Raw genomic sequence first — 24735 nt, forward strand, 5'->3', positions numbered from 1 at the left:
GTCCCCTTTCGAGGGGGCCGGGGCCGTCGGCGTACCCGGGCCGTGCCGGAATCTACGGGCCGGTAACCTCGGGCCATGAGCAAGCCCCCGCGCCTCACGCTGCCGTCCGCCGCCCGTGCGTACCGCCTGTCCACCGACCGCGGTCCCTTCGCCGTGCACGAGGCCGGCGAGCCGGTCCGCGGCACCGCCCTGCTGGTCCCCGGCTTCACGGGCAGCAAGGAGGACTTCATCGGCCTGCTGGAGCCGCTGGCCGCCGCCGGCTACCGGGTGGTCGCCGTCGACGGACGCGGCCAGTACGAGACGCCCGGCCCGCGCGAGGAGTCGGCGTACGGCCTGGAGGAGCTGGCGGGCGACGTCCTCGCGCAGGTCAGGGCCCTGGACGTGGACCGCGTGCACCTCGTCGGGCACTCGCTGGGCGGGCTGATCTCGCGAGCCGCCGTGCTGCGCGACCCGTCGCCGTTCGCCTCGCTCACGCTGCTGAGCAGCGGGCCGGCGGCGATCGCCGAGGAGCAGCAGGCGCGTACGAAGCTGCTGGTCGCCGCTTTGGAGGCGATGGGCGACGACATGCCGGGGATCTGGGCGGCGATGCGGGCGCACGACCCGCAGGACGCGGCCCAGGACTCCCCCGAGCTGACGCACTTCCTGCGCGAGCGGTGGCTGGCCACCGTCCCCGAGCAGCTGGTCGTCACGGGCCGGGCGCTGATCTGCGAGCCCGATCGGGTGGACGAACTGAGCCGGGTGGCGCTTCCCAAGCTGGTGCTGTCCGGCGCGGTGGACTACGCCTGGCCGGTCCCGCTGATGGACGCGATGGCCGAGCGGCTCGGTGCTCGGCGGGTGGTCGTCCCGGGGGCCGAGCACTCCCCGAACGCCGAGGATCCGGCGACGACGGCCGCCGCGCTGGCCTCGTTCTGGGACTCCGCCACCGGCATGTAGTTAGCCAGTGAAAAAATTTCCTTAGCGTAGGGAATGATTGCGGCCTACACTTCGTTGAACCAGTGCAAGGAGAACACTGACGAAGGGAGAAGCCCCATGCGCTTCGAGATTCTGCGCCTGGACGACGTCGACGGGACCGCCGTGGACAGCACCGTCGTGGACGCGGCCTCCGTCAACCGGATCGTGCAGCAGGCCGCGTACGTCGGCCAGCGCATCCTGATCCGACCGGCCGAGAGTGCGTCCATCTGACGCTCCGCGCGAAACGTTCACGCCCCCGCACCGGGACCGGTGCGGGGGCGTTCGCGTGACCGAGGTCGCAGGCGGTCAGGCGCCCTGGACGACCTGGAGCACGCCGTTGATGATCTGCTGGACGGCGATCGCCGACAGCATCATGCCGGCGAGCCGGGTCACGAGGACGACGCCGCCGTCCTTGATGACCCGGATGATCACCAGCGAGTAGCGCATGGTGATCCACAGCACGACGTGCATGGCGATGATCGCGGCCCAGACGGAGATCTGGCCGGCCGACCCGTCCGCCTTCTGGACGGCGAGGATGACGGAGACGATCGCACCGGGCCCGGCCAGCAGCGGCATGCCGAGCGGGACCAGGGCGACGTTCACGTCCTTGGTCTGCTTGGGCTCGTCGGTCTTGCCGGTGAGCAGGTCGAGCGCGATGAGCAGGAGCAGCAGACCACCGGCGATCATCAGCGCCGGGACGGAGACGTGCAGGTAGTCGAGGATCTGCTGACCGCAGATGCCGAAGACCGCGATGACGCCGAAGGCCACGCAGACGGCCTGCCAGGCCATGCGGCGCTGCACCTTGACGGGACGGCCGGAGGTCAGCGCCAGGAAGATCGGCGTGATCCCCGGGGGGTCCATAATCACAAAAAGGGTGAGAAAAAGGGATCCGAAGACGGCGAAGTCGAACACAGTGATGCCTTGCAGGAGAGAGGGGTGTCGCGAAGAAGAAGTCAGGGACGGGTCGAGCGGGCCGCGAAGTGGCCGGTCAGCGCCCGAGTCCGCCGGCGCCCGGCACGGGGAAGGCCCCGGTCGCGCGGCGCGTGATCTCGCCGTAGATCTCGGGGTCGGTGGTGTACTCGCCCAGGCGGCAGGTCTTGCGGCTGCCGTGGTAGTCGCTGGAGCCGGTGGCCAGCAGCCCGAGGTCCCCCGCCAGAGCGCGCAGGCGCGCGCGGGTGTCGGCGTCGTGGTCCATGTGGTCCACCTCGATGCCGTCCAGGCCCGCGGCCGCCAGCTCGGCTATCGCGGACTCCGGCACGCACCGGCCGCGCTTGACGGCGGCGGGGTGCGCGAGGACGGTGACGCCGCCGGCCGCCTTGACCAGGCGTACGGCGTCGAAGGGGTCTAGCTCGTGCTTCTCGGCGTACGCGCGGCCGCCGTCGGCGAGCCAGTCCGGCGTGAAGGCGTCCGAGACGGTGGGCACGACGCCCAGCTCGACGAGGGCGGTGGCGATGTGCGGCCGGCCGACCGAGCCGTCACCGGCGATCCGCGCCACCCGTTCCCAGGTGATGCCCACGCCGAGGTCCTGCAGCTTGCCGACCATGGTCCGGGCCCGCGGGACCCGGTCGTCCCGGACGAGTTCCCGCTCGCGGGCGAACTCGGGCTCCTCGGGATCGAAGAGGTAGGCGAGCATGTGCACGCCGATCCCGTCGAGCCGGCAGGACAGCTCGGCGCCGGTCACCAGCGTCAGTCCGGCGGGAAGGGCGGCGAGGGCCTCGCCGTACCCGCCGACGGTGTCGTGGTCGGTCAGCGCGACCACGTCCAGCCCGGCGGCGGCGGCATTGCGCACCAGCTCGGCGGGGGTGTCCGTACCGTCGGATGCCGTGGAGTGGGCGTGCAGGTCGATGCGCACAGCCGAACTCCATGGGTCGTACGGACGGGGGGACACCCCAGGATAACCGGGCGGAAGGTCCGCTTTCGCCGGAAGGATCTACGCGGGGACGCCCGCGGCGGCCTACACGGGACCCAGGATGCGCGGGCTCAGGGCCCCGCACGGCAGGAGTTCGACCTCGGCGCCCCCTTCGCGCAGGTCGGTCAGGACCAGCTCGTCGTACAGCAGGAGGCCGGACTGCTGCGGCCAGACGATCGCCCACAGCCACAGGCCGCGCGCCTCGCCGGCGAAGACGGCCCGGTCGTCCGGGCCTCCGCCCACGTGCCACAGCGGTGTCGGCCGGCCCGCCGCGACCACCTTGGTGTGGGGCGGCCCGGCCATGTTGATGGACCGGCCCGGGTCGAGGCCGTCGATCCCCGCGTACCGCGCGCCCAGGCCGACGCCCAGTTCCTCCGCGATCAGCAGCAGCTCCCCCATGCCGCCCACCGGTCCGGGACCCGAGCAGGCGACCACCGTCGCCCGGCCCCCGCTGCGGTCGTCACCGGCGGACGCCACCCCGGTGAACAGCCATCCGAGCGGCAGCGGCCAGGGCATCCACACCGGCACGCGCGCCCGGTGCACGACCACGCCCAGGCCCTCCACGCTCGGCGGGATGACGGGTTGCATGGGGTGGACAGCGCCGTGCACCGCGCACTGCCAGGAGTCGGAGAAGAGTCCGGGCGCCCTGACCCGGCCACCGCACTTCGGGCAAGTTGGTTCACCCCTCATAGGTAGCCACGCTCCTCCCCGCCCGGCCGCCAGTCAAGGCATGGTCACCCGTCCGGGCTGTCAGTCCAGTGCGACGGCGCTGCGCAGAGGGTCCCGCAGGTCCGTTCCGCGCGCGAGCCAGCGCTCCTGGAGGGCGGCCGCACCGTGGACCCGCTTCCAGGCGGCCTCGTTCGCCGTCATCGGCAGCAGCGGCAGGAACCGCACCGGGTCCAGGGGCTCGTCGAGTTCCAGGTCCTCGACCAGACCGCCCGGTTCCGCCACGAGGACGGAGCTGAACGGCGCCCCCTCCCACAGCGGCTCGCCCACGTCGAGCGAGGCCCCCGGAGCCACGACCAGCCCCTCGACCTGCGGGGAGGCGGCCAGCACCGCGAGCGGCCTGAGGAGTTTGTCGGTGTCCGCCAGCCCTCCCCGTACGGTCAGCACCAGTTCGGCGCGCGGGCCCCGTACGGGGTCGGCGACCACGGCGGTCGGATCGGTCATCGGGTGCGCGGACATCCCGAGGGTCGCGTACCGCACGAGGTCGCCCTCGGCGAAGCGGAGTACCTCGATGCGGTCGGTGCCCAGGAAGGTGACGGCGGCGCGGGCGTCGGGTTCACCGAACGCGGTGCGCAGCCGGGCCTCGACGAGGGCCAGAATTTCTGCCATGAAACGAGCATAGAACTCGTATCAGCCGGGTAAAGGGCGGGTCTTGACCATCCGTCGGCTGATAGTGTTGACAGCTGTTCGGGGCCGCACGCAGAAGCGTTGTTTCAAGGCCCCGGAGACAGGACGTCCCCTACGGGGGACCGGCCGGAGGAGGTGGGGCTGCGGTGGACCGAAGTCGATCGTGCAGTACCAATCGCTCTTCCGCTTCTCCGGCGGGCGTTTCCCGCCCCCTGTGATCTTCTGATCAGTAGAAGAGCGACGGCAGAACGTCTGTCTTCCCGTCCTGTTCCCTCCCGCCTGCCCGGGCCCTGCCCGCCCGCGGTGCTGGAGGGTCTCCCACCCGTACGGTCCGCAGCCGTGCGCGCGAAGGAGCCTGCCATGTCGATGCTGCCCTACCTGCGTGCGGCCGTCCGCCCGTCCCTGCGCAAGTCCACCCCCGTACAGCCCGGCTACGACGCGACCCGCGACCCGTCGGCGAGCAGCGCGGTGGTCGACTGCGCCGTGTACCGCGACGGCCGCCGGGTACTGGGGCCGGCGTGTCTGACGCCCCGTGAGGCGATCCGCCGGGTCCGCGAGGACGGCGGCTTCGTCTGGATCGGCCTGCACGAGCCGACGGAGGCCGAGTTCGCGGGGATCGCCGCCACCTTCGGCCTGCACCCGCTGGCCGTGGAGGACGCGGTGCACGCGCACCAGCGGCCGAAGCTGGAGCGTTACGACGACACCCTCTTCACCGTCTTCAAGACCATCCACTACGTGGAGCACGCCGAACTGACCGCCACCAGCGAGGTGGTGGAGACGGGCGAGGTGATGTGTTTCACGGGCCCCGACTTCGTCATCACCGTCCGGCACGGCGGGCAGGGCTCCCTCAAGGGTCTGCGCCACCGCCTCCAGGACGACCCGGAGCTCCTGTCCAAGGGGCCCTCGGCCGTCCTGCACTCCATCGCCGACCACGTCGTCGACGGGTACATCGCGGTCGCGGCGGCGATGCAGGACGACATCGACGAGGTGGAGAGCGATGTCTTCGCGGCTCCCGCCAAGGGCAGTGCGCGCGGCGGCGACGCGGGCCGGATCTACCAGCTCAAGCGCGAGGTGCTGGAGTTCAAGCGGGCGGTCTCGCCGCTGCTGCGTCCGATGGAGCTGCTGAGCGAGCGGCCGATGCGGCTGGTGGACCCGGACATCCAGAAGTACTTCCGGGACGTGGCCGACCACCTCGCGCGGGTGCACGAGCAGGTGGTGGGCTTCGACGAGCTCCTGAACTCGATCCTGCAGGCCAATCTCGCGCAGGCGACGGTCGCCCAGAACGAGGACATGCGCAAGATCACTTCCTGGGCGGCCATCATCGCCGTGCCGACGATGATCTGCGGTGTGTACGGGATGAACTTCGACCACATGCCCGAACTCCGGTGGGAGTACGGCTACCCGATGGTGATGGCGACGATCTTCGGCGCCTGCTTCACCATCCACCGCGCCCTGCGCCGCCACGGCTGGCTGTAGCGGGCGGGGGGCGACCCCCTAACCTGTGCGCATGACTCTCAGCGCGCTCGACCTGGCCCTCGTCGAGGAGGCCACCAAGAAGTCCGGCCTGATCTGGGTCCGCGGCGCCGGGGCCGACCGCGCCCTGTGGCACGCCTGGGTGGACGGTGCCGCCCACGTGCTGGGCGACGGGCCCGGCGAGCAGCCGTTCCCCGGGCTGGCGGACGGCGCGAGCGCCGAGGTGACCGTGCGGAGCAAGGACAAGGGCGGCCGGCTGGTGGCCTGGACAGCGGCCGTACGGGAGCTCCCGCCCCGCGGCGAGGAGTGGCAGGCGGCCGTCGCCGAGCTCAAGGGCAAGCGGCTGAACGCGCCCGACTCGGAGGACATGACCGAGCGGTGGGCGCGGGAGTGCCGGCTGCTGCGGCTGGAGCCGGAGTCGGTGCGGTCCGCCCTGCCGGACGGCTCGCTGGCCGCGGCCCCGCTGGGCTCCCCGGCGACGACCCGCCGCCCGGTCCCGGCGGCCCTGCCGAAGCTCCTGCTGAAGCGGAAGAAGGCCGCCCGGGGCTGACCGGCGCGACACGCCCGGGACACCCCTACGGCTTGGTGGGGTTCGCGCCCTGGCCGGAGCCCTTGGAGGCGGCCGGGGCGGGCTCGCCGCCCTCCCCCTTGGTCGTCGGCAGCTGGCTGCCGTAGTCGACCGTCTGGTCCTGCGCGGGCGGGTCGAGCTGGAACGGCTTGCCCCACTCCGCGAGTTCCACCCGGCCGGCGCCGCCGGCCCGCTCCATGAGCAGCGGGTACGGGGTCCCCTCCAGGGACACCGAGAGCTTGCCGCCCTTGCCCTCGTCCGCCGTGACCTGGACCGCGCGGGTGTGCCCGACCTTGGTGTAGGAGCCCTTGGCGAGCTTGCCCTCCAGGCCCAGCAGCCCGTCCAGCAGGACGTCCATGTCGGTGAAGCCGCGGAACTGCTTGTAGGAGGGGTCGCCCTCGGGCACCTTCACGTACTTGTCGCCGAGCTTGCCGGCCGAGTCGGTCTGGCCCCAGAACGCCGCGCTGGCCTTCAGGTAGAGCTGCTCGCCCACGCGCAGCAGCTGGAAGGTGTCGTCCTTCGACTTCACCTCGCCCGAGCCGCCGTCCGACTTCAGCCGCATGTCGACGGTGAAGGCCTTGCCGCCGCTCACCAGCGTGCCGGACAGGTGTACCGATTCGGCATCGCCCGCGGCCGCCTTCGCCTTCGCCTCGATCTTGTCGGCGGTGAGCTTGCCGACGCCGTTCGTGCCCTCGTCCGGGTCGTCCCCGCAACCCGTACCGGTCACGGCGAGGCCCGCGCACAGCACACCGATGAAGGCGGCCCGGCGCAGCCGCGCGGCGGGGAAGTAGGCGGTCACGAGCAGGTGCCTCTCGTCGTTCGTCTGCGGGCAGCAGGCAGCGTACCCGTCCGTGTGTCGCGGCCCGAGACCGCTCCCCGGGGTCCGCCCGGCCCCGGGCGGACCTCCCCACCAGGACGCTTGGCTGCGGCACGGGCTAGCCTGAGGGGCGGCAGGACTGTCGACAGACGCTCTAGGAGGCGCTCGGATGGCTGCAGGCGCCCCGCGGATCTTCGTCTCGCATCTGTCGGGTGTGCCCGTCTTCGATCCCAACGGCGACCAGGTGGGCCGCGTCCGCGACCTCGTCGCGATGCTGCGGGTCGGCGGCCGCCCGCCGCGGCTGCTGGGCCTGGTGGTCGAGGTGGTCAGCCGGCGCCGGATCTTCCTGCCGATGACACGCGTCACGGGAGTCGAGTCCGGGCAGGTCATCACCACCGGTGTCATCAACATGCGGCGCTTCGAGCAGCGCCCCACCGAGCGGCTGGTCCTGGGCGAACTGCTGGACCGGCGGGTGACGCTGGTCGCCAGCGGCGAGGAGGTCACCGTCCTGGACGTGGCCATCCAGCAGCTGCCGGCCCGCCGGGACTGGGAGATCGACCGGATCTTCGTCCGGAAGGGCAAGTCGGGTGCGCTGCGCCGGCGCGGCGAGGCCCTGACGGTGGAGTGGTCGGCCGTGACGGGCTTCTCGCTGGAGGAGCACGGGCAGGGCGCCGAGAACCTGGTCGCCACCTTCGAGCAGATGCGCCCGGCCGACGTGGCGAACGTCCTGCACCACCTGACGCCGAAGCGGCGCGCCGAGGTGGCCAACGCCCTCGACGACGACCGGCTCGCGGACGTGCTGGAGGAGCTGCCCGAGGACGAGCAGGTGGAGATCCTCGGCAAGCTCAAGGAGGAGCGCGCCGCGGACGTCCTGGAGGCGATGGACCCGGACGACGCGGCCGACCTGCTGTCGGAGCTGCCGGAGGACGACAAGGAGCGGCTGCTGACGCTGATGCAGCCGGACGACGCGGCCGACGTGCGCCGCCTGCTGTCCTACGAGGAGAACACCGCCGGCGGTCTGATGACCACCGAGCCGATCGTGCTGCGCCCGGACGCCACGGTCGCGGACGCGCTGGCCCGCGTACGGCAGGCGGACCTGTCGCCGGCGCTGGCGGCGCAGGTGTACGTGTGCCGGCCGCCGGACGAGACGCCGACGGGCAAGTACCTGGGCACGGTGCACTTCCAGCGGCTGCTGCGGGACCCTCCGTTCACCCTGGTCAGCTCGATCGTGGACACGGACCTGCCGCCGCTGCGGCCGAACGCCTCGCTGCCCGCGGTGACCACGCACCTGGCCGCCTACAACATGGTCGCGGTGCCGGTGGTCGACGAGGGCGGGTCGCTGCTGGGCGCGGTGACCGTGGACGACGTACTGGACCACCTGCTGCCGGACGACTGGCGGGAGACGGAATTCCATTCCGAGGAGGCCGTCGGTGGCCGCTGAGCGAGGGCGCTTCGACCGGGGGCGTGGCGAGCAGGCGCGAGAGCGGCGCCGTGAGCAGATCCGGGAGCGGCGCGAGCAGGCACGGATGCAGGCGCGCGAGCACGGGCTGGCGGCGGAGGCGGCGGAACGTTCCGGCGAGCGCGCGGCGAAGTCCTCGGGCACCGGGTCGAGCGCACTGACGCGCTCGCGGGTGCGTCTGGACCTGCCGCGGGCGCCGCGCCGGTCCCTGCTGCCCGAGTACGATCCGGAGGCCTTCGGGCGGCTCTCCGAGCGGGTGGCGCGGTTCCTGGGCACGGGCCGGTTCATCGTCTGGATGACCCTGGTCATCATCGTCTGGGTGCTGTGGAACATCTTCGCGCCGGACGACCTGCGGTTCGACCCGTACCCCTTCATCTTCCTGACGCTGATGCTGTCGCTCCAGGCCTCCTACGCCGCTCCGCTGATCCTGCTCGCGCAGAACCGGCAGGACGACCGCGACCGGGTCACCCACGAGCAGGACCGCAAGCAGAACGAGCGGTCCATCGCCGACACGGAGTACCTGACGCGGGAGATCGCGGCGCTGCGCATGGGCCTCGGCGAGGTCGCCACGCGTGACTGGATCAGGTCGGAGTTCCAGGACCTGATCAAGGAGATGGACGAGCGGCGTCTATTCCCGGCGGAACGTGATGAAGGCGACCGCTGAGCGGCTTTCCCGAGGCGTGCTACCGAGCCGTACCATCGGGGCATGGCTACCGACACAAGCTCCGCCGCCGTGCCTGAGCAGGACGCGATCCTGGACGCTCTGGCGACGGTGAACGACCCCGAGATCCACCGGCCGATCACCGAGCTCGGCATGGTCAAATCGGTGGAGATCGGTGACGGCGGCACGGTCGCAGTCACGGTCTACCTGACCGTGTCGGGCTGTCCCATGCGCGAGACGATCACCAAGAACGTGACCGAGGCGGTCGAGAAGGTCGCCGGTGTCACCTCCGTTTCGGTGTCGCTGGACGTGATGAGCGACGAGCAGCGCAAGGACCTGGCGGCCACGCTGCGCGGCGGTACCGCCGAGCGCGAGGTGCCCTTCGCCAAGCCGGGCTCGCTGACCCGCGTGTACGCGGTCGCCTCGGGCAAGGGCGGCGTCGGCAAGTCCTCCGTCACGGTCAACCTGGCCGCGGCGATGGCGGCGGACGGCCTGAAGGTCGGCGTGGTCGACGCGGACATCTACGGCCACAGCGTGCCCCGCATGCTGGGCGTGGACGGCCGTCCCACCCAGGTCGAGAACATGATCATGCCGCCGTCCGCGCACGGCGTGAAGGTCATCTCCATCGGCATGTTCACCCCGGGCAACGCGCCGGTCGTGTGGCGCGGTCCGATGCTGCACCGGGCCCTCCAGCAGTTCCTGGCCGACGTCTTCTGGGGCGACCTGGACGTGCTGCTGCTGGACCTGCCGCCGGGTACGGGCGACATCGCGATCTCCGTGGCCCAGCTCGTGCCGAACGCGGAGATCCTGGTCGTCACCACCCCGCAGCAGGCCGCTGCCGAGGTGGCCGAGCGGGCCGGTTCGATCGCCGTGCAGACCCACCAGAAGATCGTCGGCGTCGTCGAGAACATGTCGGGCCTGCCGTGCCCGCACTGCGACGAGATGGTGGACGTCTTCGGCTCGGGCGGTGGCCAGAAGGTCGCCGACGGGCTGACCAAGACCGTCGGCGCCACGGTGCCGGTGCTGGGCTCGATCCCGATCGACGTCCGGCTGCGCGAGGGCGGCGACGAGGGCAAGCCCGTCGTCCTGTCCGACCCGGACTCGCCGGCCGGCGCGGCCCTGCGCTCGATCGCGGGCAAGCTGGGCGGCCGCGCCCGCGGCCTGTCGGGCATGTCCCTGGGCATCACCCCGCGCAACAAGTTCTAGGCCCCCTCCGGGGTACGCGGAAGGGCACCGCCGGCCGGCGGTGCCCTTCCGCGTACCCGAGGGCCGTAGCCGTGAGCCGCACCCGGCCGCGTACGGCTACTCGTACGTGCCGAGGTCCGAGATGGCCGCGAAGCCGAGGCCGTAGGCGCTCATGCCGCGGCCGTAGGCGCCCAGGTGGACGCCGCTGCCGGTGGAGCCGGCCAGCACCCAGCCGAACTCGGACTCGCGGTAGTGGAAGGTCGTCGGCTCCCCGTCCACGGGCAGCGACAGCGTGGACCAGTCCTCGCCGTCGAGGTCGTCGGCGAGCTCCCACGCGGCCTCGGTCTGCTGGTCGAGCCAGTCGTTGCGCAGGGCGTGGTCCATCTGTCCGGGCCAGCTGTAGGCCAGCAGCCCGGAGCCGGCCAGCCAGGCGGCCGAGGAGACCGAGGTGGCCTCCAGGACGCCGGTGCCGTCGCTGCTGCGGCGCAGCGGGTTGCTCGCCACGGTGATGACCACCGCGAAGCGTTCCTTCTCGCCGGTGGCGATCTCGCCCCGGGCGGAGGGCTCGTCGCCGTGGCCGGTGGAGCCGTGCTCCACCGTTCCGTCGGCGGCGGTGCCGACCTGCATGAGCCGGCGGGGGCCGGTGAAGGCTCCGTCCAGCCCGTACCAGGGGAAGTCCGCCGCAAGGAAGCCCTCGGCCGTCCGGCGGGCCGCCGGCACGGGGGCGGCGGCCTCCGGCTGCTGCGCCTCGGCCGGGTCGCCGGTATGCGGGCTCGTATGCGGACCTGTATGGGGTTCCTGCGCGGCGTCCGCGGCGGCGGGTGCCTCGGCGGTCTGCGCCCCTACCAGGCTGCTGCTCGTCGTCTCCATGTGGGCGGCCTCTCGTTCCGTGGGGTCCGGAACGGCCCTCCCCCTCGCTGCGCTGGGGGGACCCCCTCCCTCGGGCGTCCCGCGATCCGGACAGATGGAGGATAGCCATCGGACCCCGGATCGCCGGGCAGGCTGGGTCAGGTGGCGTCGGCGTCGAAGCGCACGCGCTGCTCGGAAGCCGGGGCCGCGGGCTTCTTCAGCAGGTCCGGACCGGCGGCGGCGGCGGACGGGGCGGTCGGTGCGGAATCGGGCGTCGGGTTGTTGACGGCGTCCGAGACGTCGTTCAGCTCCTTGCGGAGATCGAAGCTGGTGCGGATCTCCTTGAGGTCCTCGTTCTCCGAGAGCTGCTTGCGGATGAAGGTCTTCGGATTCAGGTCCTCGAACTCGAAGTCCTTGAAGTCCGGTCCGAGTTCGGAGCGGATGTCGTGCTTGGCGCTGTCGGAGAACGCCCGGACCTTGCGGATGAAGCCCGTCACGTCCTGAATGACCTTCGGAAGCTTGTCCGGGCCGAAGACGAGAATGGCCAGAACCACGATCGTGACGAGTTCGAGTGCGCCTATGTCGTTGAACACCTTGCCGCTCCTCGGCTCTCTGTCACTTCGGGCCCGAACACACGGTACCCGGCCTTGCCCGCGGGCCCCTACACACGTCCCGGACCCGTGAGGGTTTCACCCCCCGGCCATCCCGAGATCATGAGCCGTTCGCCGACCCGAGGACAACGTCCAGCGTGCGCTCCCGGCCGTCGCGCAGCACGGTGAGGGTGAGCGGATCGCCCGGGCGGTGGGCCCGGATCTTGATGATCAGCTCGTCGCCGCCGCGGACCCGCTGCCCGTCCACCTTGGTGATCACGTCGCCGGGCTTGATACCGGCGCGCGCGCCCGGTCCGCCGGCGGTCACGGACGGCTTGCCGTCCTCGCCCTTGTCCCCCACCCGGGCCCCGTCGCCCGTGTAGTCCATGTCGAGGGTGACCCCGATGACCGGGTGCGTGGCGCGGCCCGTGGCGATGAGCTCCTCGGCGACGCGCTTGCCCTGGTTGATGGGGATGGCGAAGCCCAGGCCGATGGAGCCGCCCTGCCGGTCGGGGTCGTCCTTGTCGGCGCCGCGGATCGCGCTGTTGATGCCGACGACGTGCGCCCTGGCGTCCAGGAGGGGGCCGCCGGAGTTCCCGGGGTTGATGGGGGCGTCGGTCTGGAGCGCGTCGACGTAGCTGATGTCGCTGCCGTCTCCCTTGTCGCCGCCCGCGGTGACGGGCCTGCCGGTGGCGCTGATGATGCCCGCGGTGACCGTGTTGGAGAGGTCGAAGGGCGCGCCGATGGCCACGACCGGGTCGCCGACCTTCACGTTCTCGGAGTTGCCCAGGCTGAGCGGCCGCAGCCCGCGCACCCCGCTGACCTTGACCACGGCCAGGTCGTAGCCGGAGTCGCGGCCGACCAGCTCGGCGGTGACGCTCTCGCCGGTGCTGAAGGTGACCGCTATCTCCTTGGCGTCGGCGACAACGTGGTTGTTGGTCAGGATGTGCCCCTGCGGGTCCAGCACGAAGCCGGTGCCCGTGCCGCTGCTCTTCGCGCCCCGCACGTGCAGGGTGACCACCCCGGGCAGCGCGGTGGCCGCGATCCCGGCGACGCTGTCGGGCGCCCGGCCCTTGTCCGCGACGGCCGCCTGGGGCAGTTCCAGCCTGGTGCTGCTCTGCCGCTCGGCGAGCACGCCGACGTAGCCGCCGATGCCGCCGGCGAGCAGCGCGGTGGCGGCGGCGAGGGCCGCGACCTGCCACAGCCGGAACCCGCGCCGGTCCCGGCCCCGGTCCACGACCTGGAGGGGCTGTGCACCCCAGGGGTCGTACCGGACCTCGTGGGCCGGCGCCTCCTGGGTGGGGGCCGCCTGCCCGGCGGCCCCGTCCCCCTCGGCTCCGTGCTCACCGCCGCCGTCGCGGGTCTCGGGGCGCGGGGCGGGAACCCCGTCACGACGGCTGTCGGCCGTGCCCTCGGGCCGGCTCCACCACTGTGGAGCCGGGTCGGTCTGCTGCCTGTCGGCCATCGGCGCTCCCCGCGTACCTGTGCGCATGTCCGGCCGATTCAACCAGGTCCCCGGTCAGCGCAGCAGGGAGACCGGACGCGCCGAGCCCGGTGGGGAGGGCTGGGGTGGCGGCAGCGGGCTCGCCACGGCCGTCAGGAGGCTCGGTACGGCCGCGGGAGTGGGCAGCCGGTCACGGACCGCCGCGTCGGTCACGGGCAGGGCGGGACCGGGCCTGGAGGCGGGCGCCGGGGAATCCCCCCGGCCGTTCGGTTCCGTGCCCTCCAGCGGCAGCGTGCCGCCCAGTGCGAGGGCGGCCAGCGACACCGCTCCGGCGGCGACGAAGGCGAACCGGCGGCGCGGACGGCCCACCTCGTGGATGCGGAAGCCCTCCTGCTGCGGCCGCGTGGCGGCGGCCACGGGCAGCCCGTACGCGAAGGCCTCGAAGGGGTCGGGTTCGGCGGGGCCCGGTCCCGGTGGACCCAGCGGGCCGGCCGGGCGGTCGAGACCGCCCCCCGGGAGCCCCTGGAGGCGCGCGAGCAGGCCCTCGGACAGCGGCGGCGGCGCGCTCTCCACGAACATGGTCTTGAGACGGCGCTGGGCGTCGGCCTCGGCCTTGCACTTGGCGCAGGTCGCCAGGTGCGCCAGGACCCGCTCGCGGGCGTCGTGCTTCAGCTCGCCGTCCACCAGTGCGGCAAGCCGGTCGCCCAGATGCTGTTCGGCAGGGGAAGGACTGGCTCCGGTCACTCGGCTCCGCCCTCTCTCCCGGCGTCCGGCGCACCCGTCCCCACGCCGGCCAGCGCCCGCTGCTCGGCCCGGGCCGAGGGGGACCGGTGCTTGAGCGCCTTGCGCAGGTGCGAACGGCCTCGGTGAATACGGCTGCGGACGGTGCCGAGCTTCACGCCGAGCGTCGCGGCGATCTCCTCGTAGGACAGGCCCTCGATGTCGCACAGCACGACGGCCGCGCGGAACTCGGGGGCGAGGGTGTCCAGCGCCTGCTGGACGTCCGCGTCGAAGTGCGTGTCGTGGAGGACCTGCTGGGGGGACGGCTCACGGCTCGGGAGCCGCTCGGCGGCGTCGTCGGCGAGCGCGTCGAAGCGGATCCGCTGCTTGCGGCGGACCATGTCCAGGAACAGGTTCGTGGTGATGCGGTGCAGCCAGCCCTCGAACGTGCCGGGCGTGTACGTGGACAGCGAGCGGAAGACGCGGACGAAGACCTCCTGGGTGAGGTCCTCGGCGTCGTGCTGGTTGCCCGTCAGACGGTAGGCAAGGCGGTAGACCCGCGCGCTGTGCGTGCTGACGATCTCCTCCCACGAGGGAGGGGTCCACGCCTGCGATCCCGCATCTGCGGCAAAGGTCGCGGTGGTTGCGGTGTCTGCGGTGTGGAAGCGGTCAGCAATGTAGGTCACGGATTTCGGCTCACCCGCCGACCAGAAGAGGCGTCTGAACACGCCCCCACGATCCACAGGCGCAGCCGCACCTCCCCTGTCGGCTCTGGTGGTGTCCAGTGGAGTCCCTACCATAGCCACCCCCTCTGTCAGCTCCGGATAAGGGTTTTTGCAGTATCTTTACGCAAGCCTTAGGCCCCGGGGCGGTCCACGCCGCCGATCTGCCCGGCGCCGTCCTTCTCGTCCCGCCTCCACCCCTCACAACGCCCGGTCCCATCTGCGGGTTCCCGACGTCAACGGATACAGTCACCGTTGCGCCAACTATGGGGACAGGAGAGGGTCATTACCGGCAACCGGCAGACGAGCTGGGCGTTCGCCGACGCGTTTGTCGCCGAGGACGACGCTCTGCGATGGGCCCGCGACCGGTCCAGGGAAGCGGGCCTGCGGTCCGTCTCCCCCGGGACCGGCGCCGCGCTGCGCCTGCTGGCCGCCACCGCGGACGCCAAGGCGGTCGCCGAGATCGGCACCGGAACCGGCGTCTCCGGCATCCACCTCCTGCACGGGATGCGCCCCGACGGGGTGCTGACCACGGTGGATCCCGAAGCAGACCGGCAGGCCTTCGCCCGCCAGGCCTTCCGCGCCGCCGGCTTCGCGGGCAACCGCGCCCGCTTCATCCCCGGCCGCGCCCTCGACGTCCTGCCTCGCCTCGCCGACGGCGGGTACGACCTCGTCTTCTGCGACGGGGACCCGACCGAGTCCCTCGACTACCTCGCTGAATCGTTGCGTCTGCTGCGCCCCGGCGGGCTGGTGTGCTTCGAAGGGGTCTTCTCAGACGGCCGTACGGTCGACTCCGCGGCCCAGCCGGTGGAGGTGCTCCGCGTCCGCGAGCTGCTGCGCAGCGTCCGGGAGAGCCCGGCGCTGGAGGCCGCGCTGCTCCCGGTGGGCGACGGCCTGCTGTGCGCCGTGCGCCGCTGAGGCGCTGTCGTCGAAGTCCCGCCTGGCCCGCCCTGCTTTGACGACAGGACCCAGGTCAGCTCAGGAGCGCGAAGGTGAGTGCCGCCGTGCCGCCCAGGGCGGTGCCGGCGAGCAGCTGGGCCGGGGTGTGCGCCCGCAGCGCCAGGCGGGACCAGCCGACGGCGGCGGCGACCGCGGCCGCCGGGAGGACGGCCGGGCCGAAGACGAGTACCAGGATCATCACGGTGCCGCCCGCCACCGACATGTGGATGGATATCTGCCAGCCCACCGTCACCAGCAGGGACGAGACCAGGCCCACGAGCATCGCGACGACGAGCGCGAAGACGTCCGCCGGAGCGCCCAGTACGCGCAGCAGGGCGACCCCGGCCAGGACGGAGACCAGGCTCAGCGCCATCGGCACGACCCGCTGGCGCCGCACCCGGATGTGCTGGTCGGTCAGCGCCCCCCGCCTGACCCCGGCGGCGATGATCCCGATCGGGACGACGCCGCAGAACAGGGCGGCGAGCAGGCCCCAGCCGAGCCCCGTCCACGACCCGGTGCTGTGCCACCCGACGAGCAGGAGCAGGGCGACCACGAGGTTCGCCGGCGCCAGTACGTCGGACAGGACGCGGGCCGCCTTCTGGCGCGTGGTGCAGTCGGCGAAGGCCGGCGGCGCGGGCGGGGAGAAGGTCACGTGCGGCTCCGCCGGGATGCTGGGGACGAGGGTCCTCGGACACGACACAACGCTGCCCCGGCCGCTGATCGCGGTCGGGGCAGCGCAGAGAATGCGAAAGCAGAAGGTGGAAGTGCTGTCAGCGGGTCAGCCGACGACCTTCTTCAGGGCGTCACCCAGGGCGTCCGCCTCATCGGGGGTCAGCTCGACGACAAGCCGACCGCCGCCCTCGAGCGGTACGCGCATGACGATGCCCCGCCCCTCCTTGGTGACCTCGAGCGGGCCGTCGCCCGTCCGCGGCTTCATGGCCGCCATGCTCGTTCCCCTTCCTGAAACCAGCTCATCGTCAGCCGACGGCCCCGTTCAGGCGCCTAATACCCGGCATCGAACACATTGCTTCCCAGCCATTATCCCGCATGTCAGGACCCGATGACCAACATCACCCGTGAACGCTTGGGCAACGCGCTCGGCCAAAACCACTCATTTCGGGGATCCGCCTGCGATACTTCGCCGCCGCACCTGGGGAACGGCTCCGGCTTTCTTTGACGCACATCACATGTGCGCGCCTGTTCCGGTCCGCCATGCTGACCCTTGCACCGGCCGGTACCGGCCGGTAGCCAAGCCCGCGACGAAGGGGGACCCCCTGCCATGGCCGACAGTGTGCTCTACGAAGTGACCGACGGACTCGCGACCATCACGATCAACCGTCCCGACGCGATGAACGCGATGAACACCGAGGCCAAGGTCGCCCTGCGGGACGCGGTGGTGGCGGCGGCCGGGGACACCGCGGTCCGGGCGGTCCTGCTGACCGCCGCCGGGAACCGGGCCTTCTGCGTGGGCCAGGACCTCAAGGAGCACATCGGCAACCTCGCGGCGGACCGTGAGAGCGGCTCCTCGCTGACCATGAACACGGTCAAGGAGCACTACAACCCGATCGTGCGGGCGCTCACCGAGATGCAGAAGCCCGTGGTGGCCGGCGTCAACGGCGTGGCGGCCGGGGCCGGCTTCGGTTTCGCGCTGGCGGCCGACTTCCGGGTCGTCGCCGACACCGCCTCCTTCAACACCTCGTTCGCCGGCGTGGCCCTCACCGCCGACTCCGGGGTCTCGTGGACGCTGCCCCGCCTGATCGGCGCCTCCCGCGCCTCGGACCTGCTGCTCTTCCCGCGTTCGGTCAAGGCGCAGGAGGCGTACGAGCTCGGCATCGTCAACCGCCTGGTGCCCTCGGACTCCCTGCACGCCGAGGCCGAGGCCGTGGCCCGCGCGCTGGCCGCGGGCCCCACGGTCGCCTACGCCGCGCTGAAGGAGTCCCTCGCCTACGGGGCCTCCCACACGCTGGCGGAGTCCCTGGTCCACGAGGACGTGCTGCAGACCCGCGCGGGGGCCTCCGAGGACCACTCCATCGCCGTCCAGGCCTTCCTGGCGAAGCAGCCGCCGAAGTACCTCGGCCGCTGACCCGCGCTGCCGTCCCGCGCGGCCCTATGCGGGGTCGCGCAGGGCGCAGGCGGCCAGGTGGTCGTTGACCAGCCCGCACGCCTGCATCAGGGCGTAGGCGGTCGTCGGGCCGACGAAGCGGATGCCGGCCTTCTTGAGTGCCCTGGCGAGGGCGGTGGACTCCGGGGTGACCGCCGGGACCTCGGTGACCGTGCGCGGGGCGGGGCCGGGCTCCTCCGGGGCGTGGGACCAGATCAGGGCGTCCAGCTCACCGGACTCCCAACCGGCGAGGACCTTCGCGTTGGCCAGGGTCGCCTCGATCTTGGCCCGGTTGCGGATGATCCCCTCGTCGGCCAGCAGCCGCTCCGCGTCCGCGTCGCCGAATCCGGCGACGGCCGCGATGGAGAAGTCCGAGAAGGCCTTACGGAAGCCCTCGCGCCGGCGCAGGATCGTCAGCCAGGACAGCCCCGACTGGAAGGCCTCCAGGCACAGCCGCTCGTAGAGGGCGTCGTCGCCGTGGACCGGACGGCCCCATTCGGAGTCGTGGTAGGCGATGTAGTCGGGCGTGGACAGCCCCCAGGGGCAGCGCAGCAGGCCGTCCGGGCCCGCCACGGGCCCGCTCACCGCTCACCGTGCTTGCTGAGGTCGACCGGGCCGGAGGCGTCCTGCGGGGCCGCGGACGCGGGCGACGCCGTTCCCGTCAGCAGGGCGATCCTCGCGTCCCGATCTGCGAGCTCCGCGGCGAGCCGTTCCAGTACGTCGTCCACCTCGGCCATCCGGTAGCCGCGCGGCGCGACGGGCAGGCGCAGCGCGTCGATGTCCGCCCGGACCACGGGCCGGGTCTCCGGCAGCCCGTCGGCCACCCGGTCCGGCTCCGCTTCCGGCAGGACCGCCTCCGAGCCGCCGCCGATCACGGCGAGGGTGACCGCTGCCACGACCACGACCAGCGCGATCATCAAGAAGAAGAACACGATCAACTCCCCTGAGAGACTCCGGCCACCAGGTTAAGGTCGCTGGCGAGGCGCGAGGGCCGCCGAAGGAGGAAAGACCAGGATGCTGCGACTGGGCAGGCGCGAGTTCGACACCCACGAGCCGGTGATCATGGCCATCGTGAACCGGACTCCGGACTCCTTCTACGACCAGGGCGCGACGTTCCGCGACGAGCCCGCGCTGGACCGGGTCGAGCAGGCAGTCGCCGAGGGCGCCGCGATCATCGACATCGGCGGGGTGAAGGCGGGCCCGGGCGAGCACGTGGACGCGGCCGAGGAGGCGCGGCGCACGGTCGGCTTCGTGGCCGAGGTGCGGCGCCGCCACCCGGACGTGGTGATCAGCGTGGACACCTGGCGGCACGAGGTCGGCGAGGCCGTGTGCGAGGCCGGGGCCGACCTGCTGAACGACGCGTGGGGCGGGGTGGACCACAAGCTGGCCGAGGTCGCGGCGCGCCACGGCGTCGGCCTGGTCTGCACGCACGCCGGCGAGGTCGAGCCGCGCACCCGGCCGCACCGGATCGCGTACGAGGACGTGATGGAGGACATCCTGCGGGTCACGGTCGGGCTCGCCGAACGCGCCGCGGCCCTCGGCGTCCGCCGGGACGCGATCATGATCGACCCCGGGCACGACTTCGGGAAGAACACCCGCCACTCGCTGGAGGCGACCCGACGGCTGGAGGAGATGACGGCGACCGGCTGGCCGGTCCTGGTCTCCCTGTCGAACAAGGACTTCGTCGGCGAGACCCTCGACAAGCCGGTCAAGGAGCGGCTGCTGGGCACCCTGGCCACCACGGCCGTCTCGGCCTGGCTGGGCGCGCAGGTCTACCGCGTCCACGAGGTCGCGGAGACCCGGCAGATCCTGGACATGGTCAGCTCCATCCAGGGCCACCGGCCGCCGGCCGTCGCCCGCCGCGGCCTGGCCTGAGCCCCGACGGCCGGAGGCCGGCGCAGCCGCCCGAAGCCGGTGAGGCGCCCCGGCGCCGAACCGCGCGAGAGCGGCGTCGGGAAGGAGGCATGGTCAGCTCCATCCAGGGCCACCGGCCGCCGGCCGTCGCCCGCCGCGGCCTGGCCTGAGCCCCGACGGCCGGAGGCCGGCGCAGCCGCCCGAAGCCGGTGAGGCGCCCCGGCGCCGAACCGCGCGAGAGCGGCGTCGGGAAGGAGATCCCGCGGGCCGGCCCGGCCGGCCCGCGGAGGGTCCTACTTCCCGACTTCCTTCGTCACCAGGGCGATCGCCTCGTCCACGTCGTCGGTGACGTGGAAGAGGTAGAGGTCCTTCTCCGAGGCCTTGCCCTGGGCGATCACCGTGCCCCTCAGCCAGTCGACGAGCCCGCTCCAGTACTCCGTGCCGAACAGCACGATGGGGAAGCGGGTGATCTTCTGGGTCTGGACGAGGGTCAGCGCCTCGAACAGCTCGTCCAGCGTGCCGAGGCCGCCGGGCAGCACGACGAAGCCCTGGCTGTACTTCACGAACATCGTCTTGCGGACGAAGAAGTACCGGAAGTTCAGGCCGAGATCGACGTGCTGGTTGAGCCCCTGCTCGAAGGGGAGCTCGATGCCGAGGCCGACCGAGATCCCGCTCGCCTCGCGGGCGCCCTTGTTGGCCGCCTCCATCGCTCCCGGACCGCCGCCGGTGATCACCGCGAACCCGGCGTCGACCAGCGCGCCGCCGATCCGCACGCCCGCCTCGTACTCGGGCGAGCCCTCCGGGGTGCGGGCCGAGCCGAACACGCTGATCGCGGGCGGCAGCTCGGCCAGCGTGCCGAAGCCCTCGATGAACTCCGACTGGATGCGCAGGACCCGCCAGGGATCGGTGTGCACCCACTCGGAGGGCCCGGCGGAGTCCAGCAGCCGCTGGTCCGTCGTACTGCCCGCCTGCACCTGGCTGCGCCGCCTCAGCACCGGCCCGAGCTGCTGCTCCTCGGGCCGACGACGAGCGTTGCCTTCGGGGTTGCCCATGATGTGCTCCCTCCTGCTGATCGTTGGATCAGGGTAGGCGCACAAAGGTGACGAGAAGCGGAATTCAGGAGGTCAGCCAGGCGCGGAGTCGTTCCTCGCAGTGCAGGATCGCCTTCGTCTCCACCCGCTCGTCCACCTTGTGGGCCAGCAGGGCGTCGCCCGGACCGTAGTTCACCGCCGGAACGCCCAGCGCGCTGAAGCGGGAGACGTCGGTCCAGCCGAACTTCGGCATCGCCCGGCCGCCGACCGCCTCCATGAACGCGGCCGCGGCCGGGTGGGAGAGGCCGGGGAGGGCGCCGCCGGAGAAGTCGTCGATCACGAACTCGTCGACGCCGCAGTCCGCGAAGACCTCCCGGACGTGGGCGATCGCGTCGTCCATGCTGCGGTCCGGGGCGAAGCGGAAGTTGACCGTCACGGTGCAGGCGTCGGGGATGACGTTGTTGGCGACGCCGCCCTCGATGCGGACCGCGTTGAGGCCCTCGTGGTACTCCAGGCCGTCGATGACGGGCTTGCGGGGCTCGTACGCCGCCAGCCGGGCGAGGATCGGGCTCGCCGCGTGGATGGCGTTGGAGCCCATCCAGCTGCGGGCGGAGTGGGCGCGCTCGCCGGACGTGCGCAGCAGGACGCGGAGCGTGCCCTGGCAGCCGCCCTCGACCTCGGCGTTCGAGGGCTCCAGCAGGACCGCGAAGTCACCCGTGAGCCAGTCGGGGTGGGCCTCGGCGACCTTGCCGAGCCCGTTGAGGTCGGCGGCGACCTCCTCCTGGTCGTAGAAGACGAAGGTGAGGTCGCGGTTCGGCTCGGGCACGGTCGCGGCGATGCGCAGCTGCACGGCGACGCCGGACTTCATGTCGGTGGTGCCACAGCCCCACAGGACGTCGTTCTCGTCGAGGCGCGAGGGGACGTTGTCGGCGATCGGCACCGTGTCGAGGTGGCCGGCGAGTACGACGCGCTCGGCGCGGCCCAGGCTCGTACGGGCGACGACGTTGTTGCCGAAGCGGTCCACGGTGAGGTGGGGAAGGCCGCGCAGCGCGTGTTCCACGAGGTCGGCGAGTACCTTCTCGTCGCCGCTCACGGAAGGGATGTCGACGAGCCGGGCGGTCAGCTCGGCGGCGTCCAGGGTGAGGTCCAGCTCGGATTCGGACATGGAACTGACCCTAACGCCCCGGGGTGTGGCGAAGCGTCCCTCGTCCGGCCGGTGGACGCGCCATATGCCTCAAGTACGGTGGGCCGCGTGTCCGAGATCCGTGATCCCCGTCCTCGCCGCCGCAGGCCGCTGCGTGTGGTCGTCGGCCTGCTCGTTCTCCTTTCGGTGATCGGGTACTTCGCCGTGCAGCGCGCCTCGGTCGGCGGTGGCGCGCCCTTCTGCGTCGCCAGTGCGGATGCGTCCGGCCGTGACGGCGAATCCGAAAAGTACGAGATGTCGCCGGAGCAGGCGGCGAACGCGGCGACGATAGCCGCCGTCGGCATCGCCAAGGGGCTGCCCGACCGGGCCGTCACCATCGCCCTTGCGACCGCCATGCAGGAGTCGGCCCTGCGCAACCTCGACCACGGCGACCGGGACTCGCTGGGCCTCTTCCAGCAGCGGCCGTCGATGGGCTGGGGCACGCCGGAGCAGATCACGGACCCGGTCTATTCGGCCGGGATCTTCTACGACCACCTCGTCGACGTGCCGGGGTACTCGCGGCTGCCGCTGACGGTGGCCGCGCAGAAGGTGCAGCGCAGCGGTTACCCGCAGGCCTACGCCAAGCACGAGCCGGACGCGACCGTGCTGACCGCGGCCTTCGCCGCCGGCGGCAGTCTGGACTGCGGCGGGCCGGCGCCCACGCAGCCGGGCGACCCGGAGAAGGTGCGGGAGGGCCTGGTGCGGATCTTCGGCAAGGACGGGATGCACACCTTCGGCCCGCAGGGCGGCCAGGGCGGCCAGGCCGGCCGCAACGGCGGCGGGGGCAGGGCGGTCGAGGAGCCCGAGATCACGATGGTGGAGAAGCAGGAGTCGGGCGAGGCCGCGATCCGCCGCAGCCGGGCGATGGCCCACTGGGCGGTGGCCAACTCCCGCGAGATGGGCATCGCCAGGGTCTCCTACGACCTGCGCGGCTGGGTCGCGGGCAAGGACCGGGGCCGGTGGCGGGACAAGGGGGACGCCGGCGCGAAGAACGGCGACGGCGATCCCTACGGTGCGGCCCCCGGCGAGGTGCGGATCTTCATGGCCCGCTGATCCGCACGGGTCAGCGGGGAGCGCCCGGCAGCGCGTACGAATGATCACCCCTGCGGGGGTGATCACCACCGCGCCCCGCACCCCGGGAACGGACGGAAACCCCTGGTCGGCGCGCATCCAATGCTCTTGTCGCGGAAGCCGATTAAACGATGCGTTACCGATCCTTTACCCGGTGGCGCCGCAACCCCACCCGCCCCACGAGCGGTTAGTCAGGCCGTACTCAGCCGCTACCGCTTAGGAGCATCATGTCCCTCCCCCTGACCCGTCGGATCGCCCGTGCCGCGCTGCTCGTCGCAGCCGGGGCAGCGCCCGTGGTCGGTGCGGCCGGCGCGGCCAACGCCGCCGGTCTGGAGTCCGTGCCGCAGCTGGGCGCACTCACCGCAACGGACGCCCCTGCGGCGACCGCCGAGACGGCCACCGGAACGGCCACCGACGCCCTCGGCAATGCGGGCGCCGCCACCAAGTCCCTGCCGGCCCCCGCATCCGACCTCGCCGGCCAGGCGGGCGGTCTGCTCGGCGGCCTGCCCACCACGCAGGATCTGCCGGTCTCCGCACTGCCCGTGGGCGGTGTCCTGCCGGCGGGACTGCCCGGCGGCGCGCTGCAGGGCTGACACCCGGGAAACACCGAGGGGGCCGGGAGTTTCGCACTCCCGGCCCCCTCGGGCTGTCACGGGCCGGTCAGCCGAGGCGCTTGACCGCCGCCTCCACGCGCTCGTCGGTGGCGGTGAACGCCACGCGCACGAAGCGGGCGCCCGCCTCGCCGTAGAAGTCGCCCGGCGCGACCAGGATGCCCAGGTCCGCGAGGTGGGCGACGGTGTCCCAGCAGGGCTCGTCCCGGGTCACCCACAGGTAGAGGCTCGCCTCGCTGTGCTCGACGCGGAAGCCGTGCGCCTCCAGGGCCGCGCGGAGCGCCGCACGGCGGGCCGCGTAGCGCTCGCGCTGCTCCGCCACGTGCCGGTCGTCGCCGAGCGCCGCCACCGTGGCCGCCTGCACCGGGGCGGGGGTCATCATGCCGCCGTGCTTGCGGATCTCCAGCAGCTCGCCGAGCACGTCCGCGTCACCGGCGATGAAGGCCGCCCGGTAACCCGCCAGGTTGGAGCGCTTGGAGAGGGAGTGGACCGCGACGATGCCTTCGTAGGAGCCGCCGCACACGTCGTCGTGGAGGACGGAGACGGGCTCGGCCTCCCAGCCCAGCTCCAGGTAGCACTCGTCGCTGAAGAGCAGGATCCCGTGCTCCCGCGCCCAGGCCACGATCCGCACGAGCTCGTCCTTGCCGAGGACCTTGCCGGTGGGGTTGGACGGGGAGTTGAGCCAGAGCAGCTTCACGCCGGCCGGGTCGAGCCCGGCCCCCGCGGGGTCACTCGCAAATGTCTCAGCGTCGTAGACGACCGCCTCGGCGCCGCACAGCCGCGCGCCGACCTCGTACGTCGGGTAGGCGAGGCGCGGGTAGGCGACCTTGTCGCCGGCGCCGAGCCCGAGCTGGGTCGGCAGCCAGGCCACCAGCTCCTTCGAGCCCACGACCGGCAGGACGTTGCGGTGCCCGGCGGCGCTCGCGCCGAGCCGGCCGCGCAGCCAGCCCGTGATGGCGTCGCGCAGGGCCTCGGTGCCCCACACCGTCGGGTAGCCCGGGGAGTCGGCGGCTTCGATCAGGGCCTGCCTGATCAGCTGCGGGACCGGGTCCACGGGCGTGCCGACGGACAGGTCGACGATGCCGTCCGGGTGGGCCGCCGCCGTCTTCTTGTACGGCTCCAGCTTGTCCCAGGGGAAGGCGGGAAGACGGTCGGATACTGCGGCCACGGTGGTCTCTGCTCTCTCTCGGTACTGGCTGGTAGCGGGTCGGAAAACACCGCGGTCCCGTGCGGCGGAGAGGCCG

29 protein-coding genes are annotated in these 24735 nt (G+C 72.3%); 12 read left to right on the forward strand and 17 right to left on the reverse strand.

Features of this window, described 5'->3' with window-relative positions; all coding sequences use genetic code 11:
* Positions 1-75: 75 nt before the first annotated feature.
* Both OHA91_RS13805 and OHA91_RS13810 read left to right on the forward strand, forming a co-directional pair.
* Positions 76-933 (forward strand): alpha/beta fold hydrolase, encoded by an 858-nt coding sequence (locus tag OHA91_RS13805; protein WP_031151480.1) that lies wholly within the window; start codon positions 76-78, stop codon positions 931-933.
* Between the two features lie 96 nt (positions 934-1029).
* The gene (locus OHA91_RS13810) at positions 1030-1182 is read left to right on the forward strand and encodes a hypothetical protein (RefSeq protein WP_167344722.1); all 153 of its coding nucleotides are present in this window, start codon (positions 1030-1032) and stop codon (positions 1180-1182) included.
* A gap of 75 nt (positions 1183-1257) precedes the next feature.
* Here OHA91_RS13810 and OHA91_RS13815 read toward each other — a convergent pair whose 3' ends face one another.
* From OHA91_RS13815 to OHA91_RS13830, 4 genes are all read right to left on the reverse strand, one after another.
* Complete coding sequence (locus OHA91_RS13815) at positions 1258-1863, reverse strand: MarC family protein (protein WP_266497949.1); 606 nt, start codon at positions 1861-1863, stop codon at positions 1258-1260.
* A 76-nt stretch (positions 1864-1939) separates the two neighbouring features.
* Entirely contained in the window at positions 1940-2803 is an 864-nt protein-coding gene (locus tag OHA91_RS13820; protein ID WP_266497952.1) for a PHP domain-containing protein, read from the reverse strand.
* A 102-nt stretch (positions 2804-2905) separates the two neighbouring features.
* On the reverse strand, positions 2906-3550 hold the full coding sequence (locus OHA91_RS13825; RefSeq protein WP_031151472.1) for a DUF6758 family protein: 645 nt from the start codon (positions 3548-3550) through the stop codon (positions 2906-2908).
* 60 nt (positions 3551-3610) lie between these two features.
* On the reverse strand, positions 3611-4195 hold the full coding sequence (locus OHA91_RS13830) for a suppressor of fused domain protein (RefSeq protein ID WP_031151470.1): 585 nt from the start codon (positions 4193-4195) through the stop codon (positions 3611-3613).
* 378 nt (positions 4196-4573) lie between these two features.
* Here OHA91_RS13830 and OHA91_RS13835 point away from each other — a divergent pair, with 378 nt between their 5' ends.
* Both OHA91_RS13835 and OHA91_RS13840 read left to right on the forward strand, forming a co-directional pair.
* Complete coding sequence (locus OHA91_RS13835; RefSeq protein WP_266497956.1) at positions 4574-5689, forward strand: magnesium and cobalt transport protein CorA; 1116 nt, start codon at positions 4574-4576, stop codon at positions 5687-5689.
* Between the two features lie 31 nt (positions 5690-5720).
* On the forward strand, positions 5721-6236 hold the full coding sequence (locus tag OHA91_RS13840) for a hypothetical protein (RefSeq protein WP_031151464.1): 516 nt from the start codon (positions 5721-5723) through the stop codon (positions 6234-6236).
* A gap of 25 nt (positions 6237-6261) precedes the next feature.
* Here the strand turns inward: OHA91_RS13840 and OHA91_RS13845 are convergent, their stop codons facing one another.
* Positions 6262-7053 (reverse strand): hypothetical protein, encoded by a 792-nt coding sequence (locus OHA91_RS13845; protein ID WP_245240117.1) that lies wholly within the window; start codon positions 7051-7053, stop codon positions 6262-6264.
* Between the two features lie 187 nt (positions 7054-7240).
* Between OHA91_RS13845 and OHA91_RS13850 the strand changes: the two genes are divergently transcribed.
* From OHA91_RS13850 to OHA91_RS13860, 3 genes are all read left to right on the forward strand, one after another.
* Positions 7241-8512 carry a magnesium transporter MgtE N-terminal domain-containing protein gene (locus OHA91_RS13850; protein WP_031151459.1) on the forward strand — a complete coding sequence of 424 codons (1272 nt, stop codon included), beginning with the start codon at positions 7241-7243 and terminating at the stop codon, positions 8510-8512.
* Positions 8513-8597: 85 nt separating this feature from the next.
* Entirely contained in the window at positions 8598-9194 is a 597-nt protein-coding gene (locus tag OHA91_RS13855) for a DUF1003 domain-containing protein (RefSeq protein ID WP_051893199.1), read from the forward strand.
* An 87-nt stretch (positions 9195-9281) separates the two neighbouring features.
* Positions 9282-10397: an Mrp/NBP35 family ATP-binding protein gene (locus tag OHA91_RS13860; protein WP_031151453.1), complete on the forward strand. Its 1116-nt coding sequence runs from the start codon at positions 9282-9284 to the stop codon at positions 10395-10397.
* Positions 10398-10493: 96 nt separating this feature from the next.
* On the opposite strand, the gene OHA91_RS13865 is transcribed toward OHA91_RS13860, so the two are convergent.
* The 5 genes from OHA91_RS13865 to sigE all read right to left on the reverse strand — a co-directional run bounded on the left by OHA91_RS13865 (position 10494) and on the right by sigE (position 14779).
* Positions 10494-11246 carry a hypothetical protein gene (locus OHA91_RS13865; RefSeq protein ID WP_031151450.1) on the reverse strand — a complete coding sequence of 251 codons (753 nt, stop codon included), beginning with the start codon at positions 11244-11246 and terminating at the stop codon, positions 10494-10496.
* Between the two features lie 137 nt (positions 11247-11383).
* Complete coding sequence (locus OHA91_RS13870; protein WP_328739292.1) at positions 11384-11818, reverse strand: sec-independent translocase; 435 nt, start codon at positions 11816-11818, stop codon at positions 11384-11386.
* A gap of 118 nt (positions 11819-11936) precedes the next feature.
* Positions 11937-13280: a S1C family serine protease gene (locus tag OHA91_RS13875; protein WP_037632489.1), complete on the reverse strand. Its 1344-nt coding sequence runs from the start codon at positions 13278-13280 to the stop codon at positions 11937-11939.
* Positions 13281-13334: 54 nt separating this feature from the next.
* Positions 13335-14003, reverse strand: a complete 669-nt coding sequence (locus OHA91_RS13880) for a zf-HC2 domain-containing protein (RefSeq protein ID WP_328739293.1) — start codon at positions 14001-14003, stop codon at positions 13335-13337.
* On the reverse strand, positions 14000-14779 hold the full coding sequence (gene sigE / locus OHA91_RS13885) for an RNA polymerase sigma factor SigE (RefSeq protein WP_136232968.1): 780 nt from the start codon (positions 14777-14779) through the stop codon (positions 14000-14002). Before sigE ends, OHA91_RS13880 begins: the two co-directional genes overlap by 4 nt.
* A 177-nt stretch (positions 14780-14956) precedes the next feature.
* Here sigE and OHA91_RS13890 point away from each other — a divergent pair, with 177 nt between their 5' ends.
* Positions 14957-15619: an O-methyltransferase gene (locus OHA91_RS13890; protein ID WP_030032218.1), complete on the forward strand. Its 663-nt coding sequence runs from the start codon at positions 14957-14959 to the stop codon at positions 15617-15619.
* A gap of 55 nt (positions 15620-15674) precedes the next feature.
* Here OHA91_RS13890 and OHA91_RS13895 read toward each other — a convergent pair whose 3' ends face one another.
* Complete coding sequence (locus OHA91_RS13895) at positions 15675-16292, reverse strand: hypothetical protein (RefSeq protein WP_266497979.1); 618 nt, start codon at positions 16290-16292, stop codon at positions 15675-15677.
* Between the two features lie 126 nt (positions 16293-16418).
* A complete protein-coding gene (locus OHA91_RS13900) occupies positions 16419-16586 on the reverse strand; it encodes a DUF3117 domain-containing protein (RefSeq protein WP_003966491.1) in 168 nt (55 codons plus the stop codon).
* 333 nt (positions 16587-16919) lie between these two features.
* Here OHA91_RS13900 and chcB point away from each other — a divergent pair, with 333 nt between their 5' ends.
* The gene (gene chcB, locus OHA91_RS13905; protein WP_031151445.1) at positions 16920-17723 is read left to right on the forward strand and encodes a 2-cyclohexenylcarbonyl CoA isomerase; all 804 of its coding nucleotides are present in this window, start codon (positions 16920-16922) and stop codon (positions 17721-17723) included.
* Between the two features lie 24 nt (positions 17724-17747).
* Here the strand turns inward: chcB and OHA91_RS13910 are convergent, their stop codons facing one another.
* Positions 17748-18326, reverse strand: a complete 579-nt coding sequence (locus tag OHA91_RS13910) for a DNA-3-methyladenine glycosylase I (protein ID WP_328739294.1) — start codon at positions 18324-18326, stop codon at positions 17748-17750.
* The gene (locus OHA91_RS13915; protein WP_266497982.1) at positions 18323-18679 is read right to left on the reverse strand and encodes a DivIVA domain-containing protein; all 357 of its coding nucleotides are present in this window, start codon (positions 18677-18679) and stop codon (positions 18323-18325) included. Before OHA91_RS13915 ends, OHA91_RS13910 begins: the two co-directional genes overlap by 4 nt.
* A gap of 76 nt (positions 18680-18755) precedes the next feature.
* On the opposite strand from OHA91_RS13915, the gene folP reads away from it, so the two are divergent.
* Positions 18756-19616 (forward strand): dihydropteroate synthase, encoded by an 861-nt coding sequence (gene folP, locus OHA91_RS13920; protein ID WP_031151439.1) that lies wholly within the window; start codon positions 18756-18758, stop codon positions 19614-19616.
* Between the two features lie 272 nt (positions 19617-19888).
* On the opposite strand, the gene OHA91_RS13925 is transcribed toward folP, so the two are convergent.
* Positions 19889-20647, reverse strand: a complete 759-nt coding sequence (locus tag OHA91_RS13925; protein ID WP_030962557.1) for an LOG family protein — start codon at positions 20645-20647, stop codon at positions 19889-19891.
* A 64-nt stretch (positions 20648-20711) separates the two neighbouring features.
* Complete coding sequence (gene dapE / locus OHA91_RS13930; protein WP_031151436.1) at positions 20712-21791, reverse strand: succinyl-diaminopimelate desuccinylase; 1080 nt, start codon at positions 21789-21791, stop codon at positions 20712-20714.
* An 87-nt stretch (positions 21792-21878) separates the two neighbouring features.
* Between dapE and OHA91_RS13935 the strand changes: the two genes are divergently transcribed.
* Positions 21879-22862: a hypothetical protein gene (locus OHA91_RS13935; protein WP_328739295.1), complete on the forward strand. Its 984-nt coding sequence runs from the start codon at positions 21879-21881 to the stop codon at positions 22860-22862.
* Positions 22863-23107: 245 nt separating this feature from the next.
* Positions 23108-23473, forward strand: a complete 366-nt coding sequence (locus OHA91_RS13940; protein ID WP_031151430.1) for a hypothetical protein — start codon at positions 23108-23110, stop codon at positions 23471-23473.
* 67 nt (positions 23474-23540) lie between these two features.
* Here the strand turns inward: OHA91_RS13940 and dapC are convergent, their stop codons facing one another.
* On the reverse strand, positions 23541-24659 hold the full coding sequence (dapC, locus tag OHA91_RS13945) for a succinyldiaminopimelate transaminase (RefSeq protein ID WP_031151428.1): 1119 nt from the start codon (positions 24657-24659) through the stop codon (positions 23541-23543).
* Positions 24660-24735: the final 76 nt, after the last annotated feature.

Source organism: Streptomyces erythrochromogenes (assembly GCF_036170895.1).
Lineage (GTDB): Bacteria > Actinomycetota > Actinomycetes > Streptomycetales > Streptomycetaceae > Streptomyces > Streptomyces erythrochromogenes.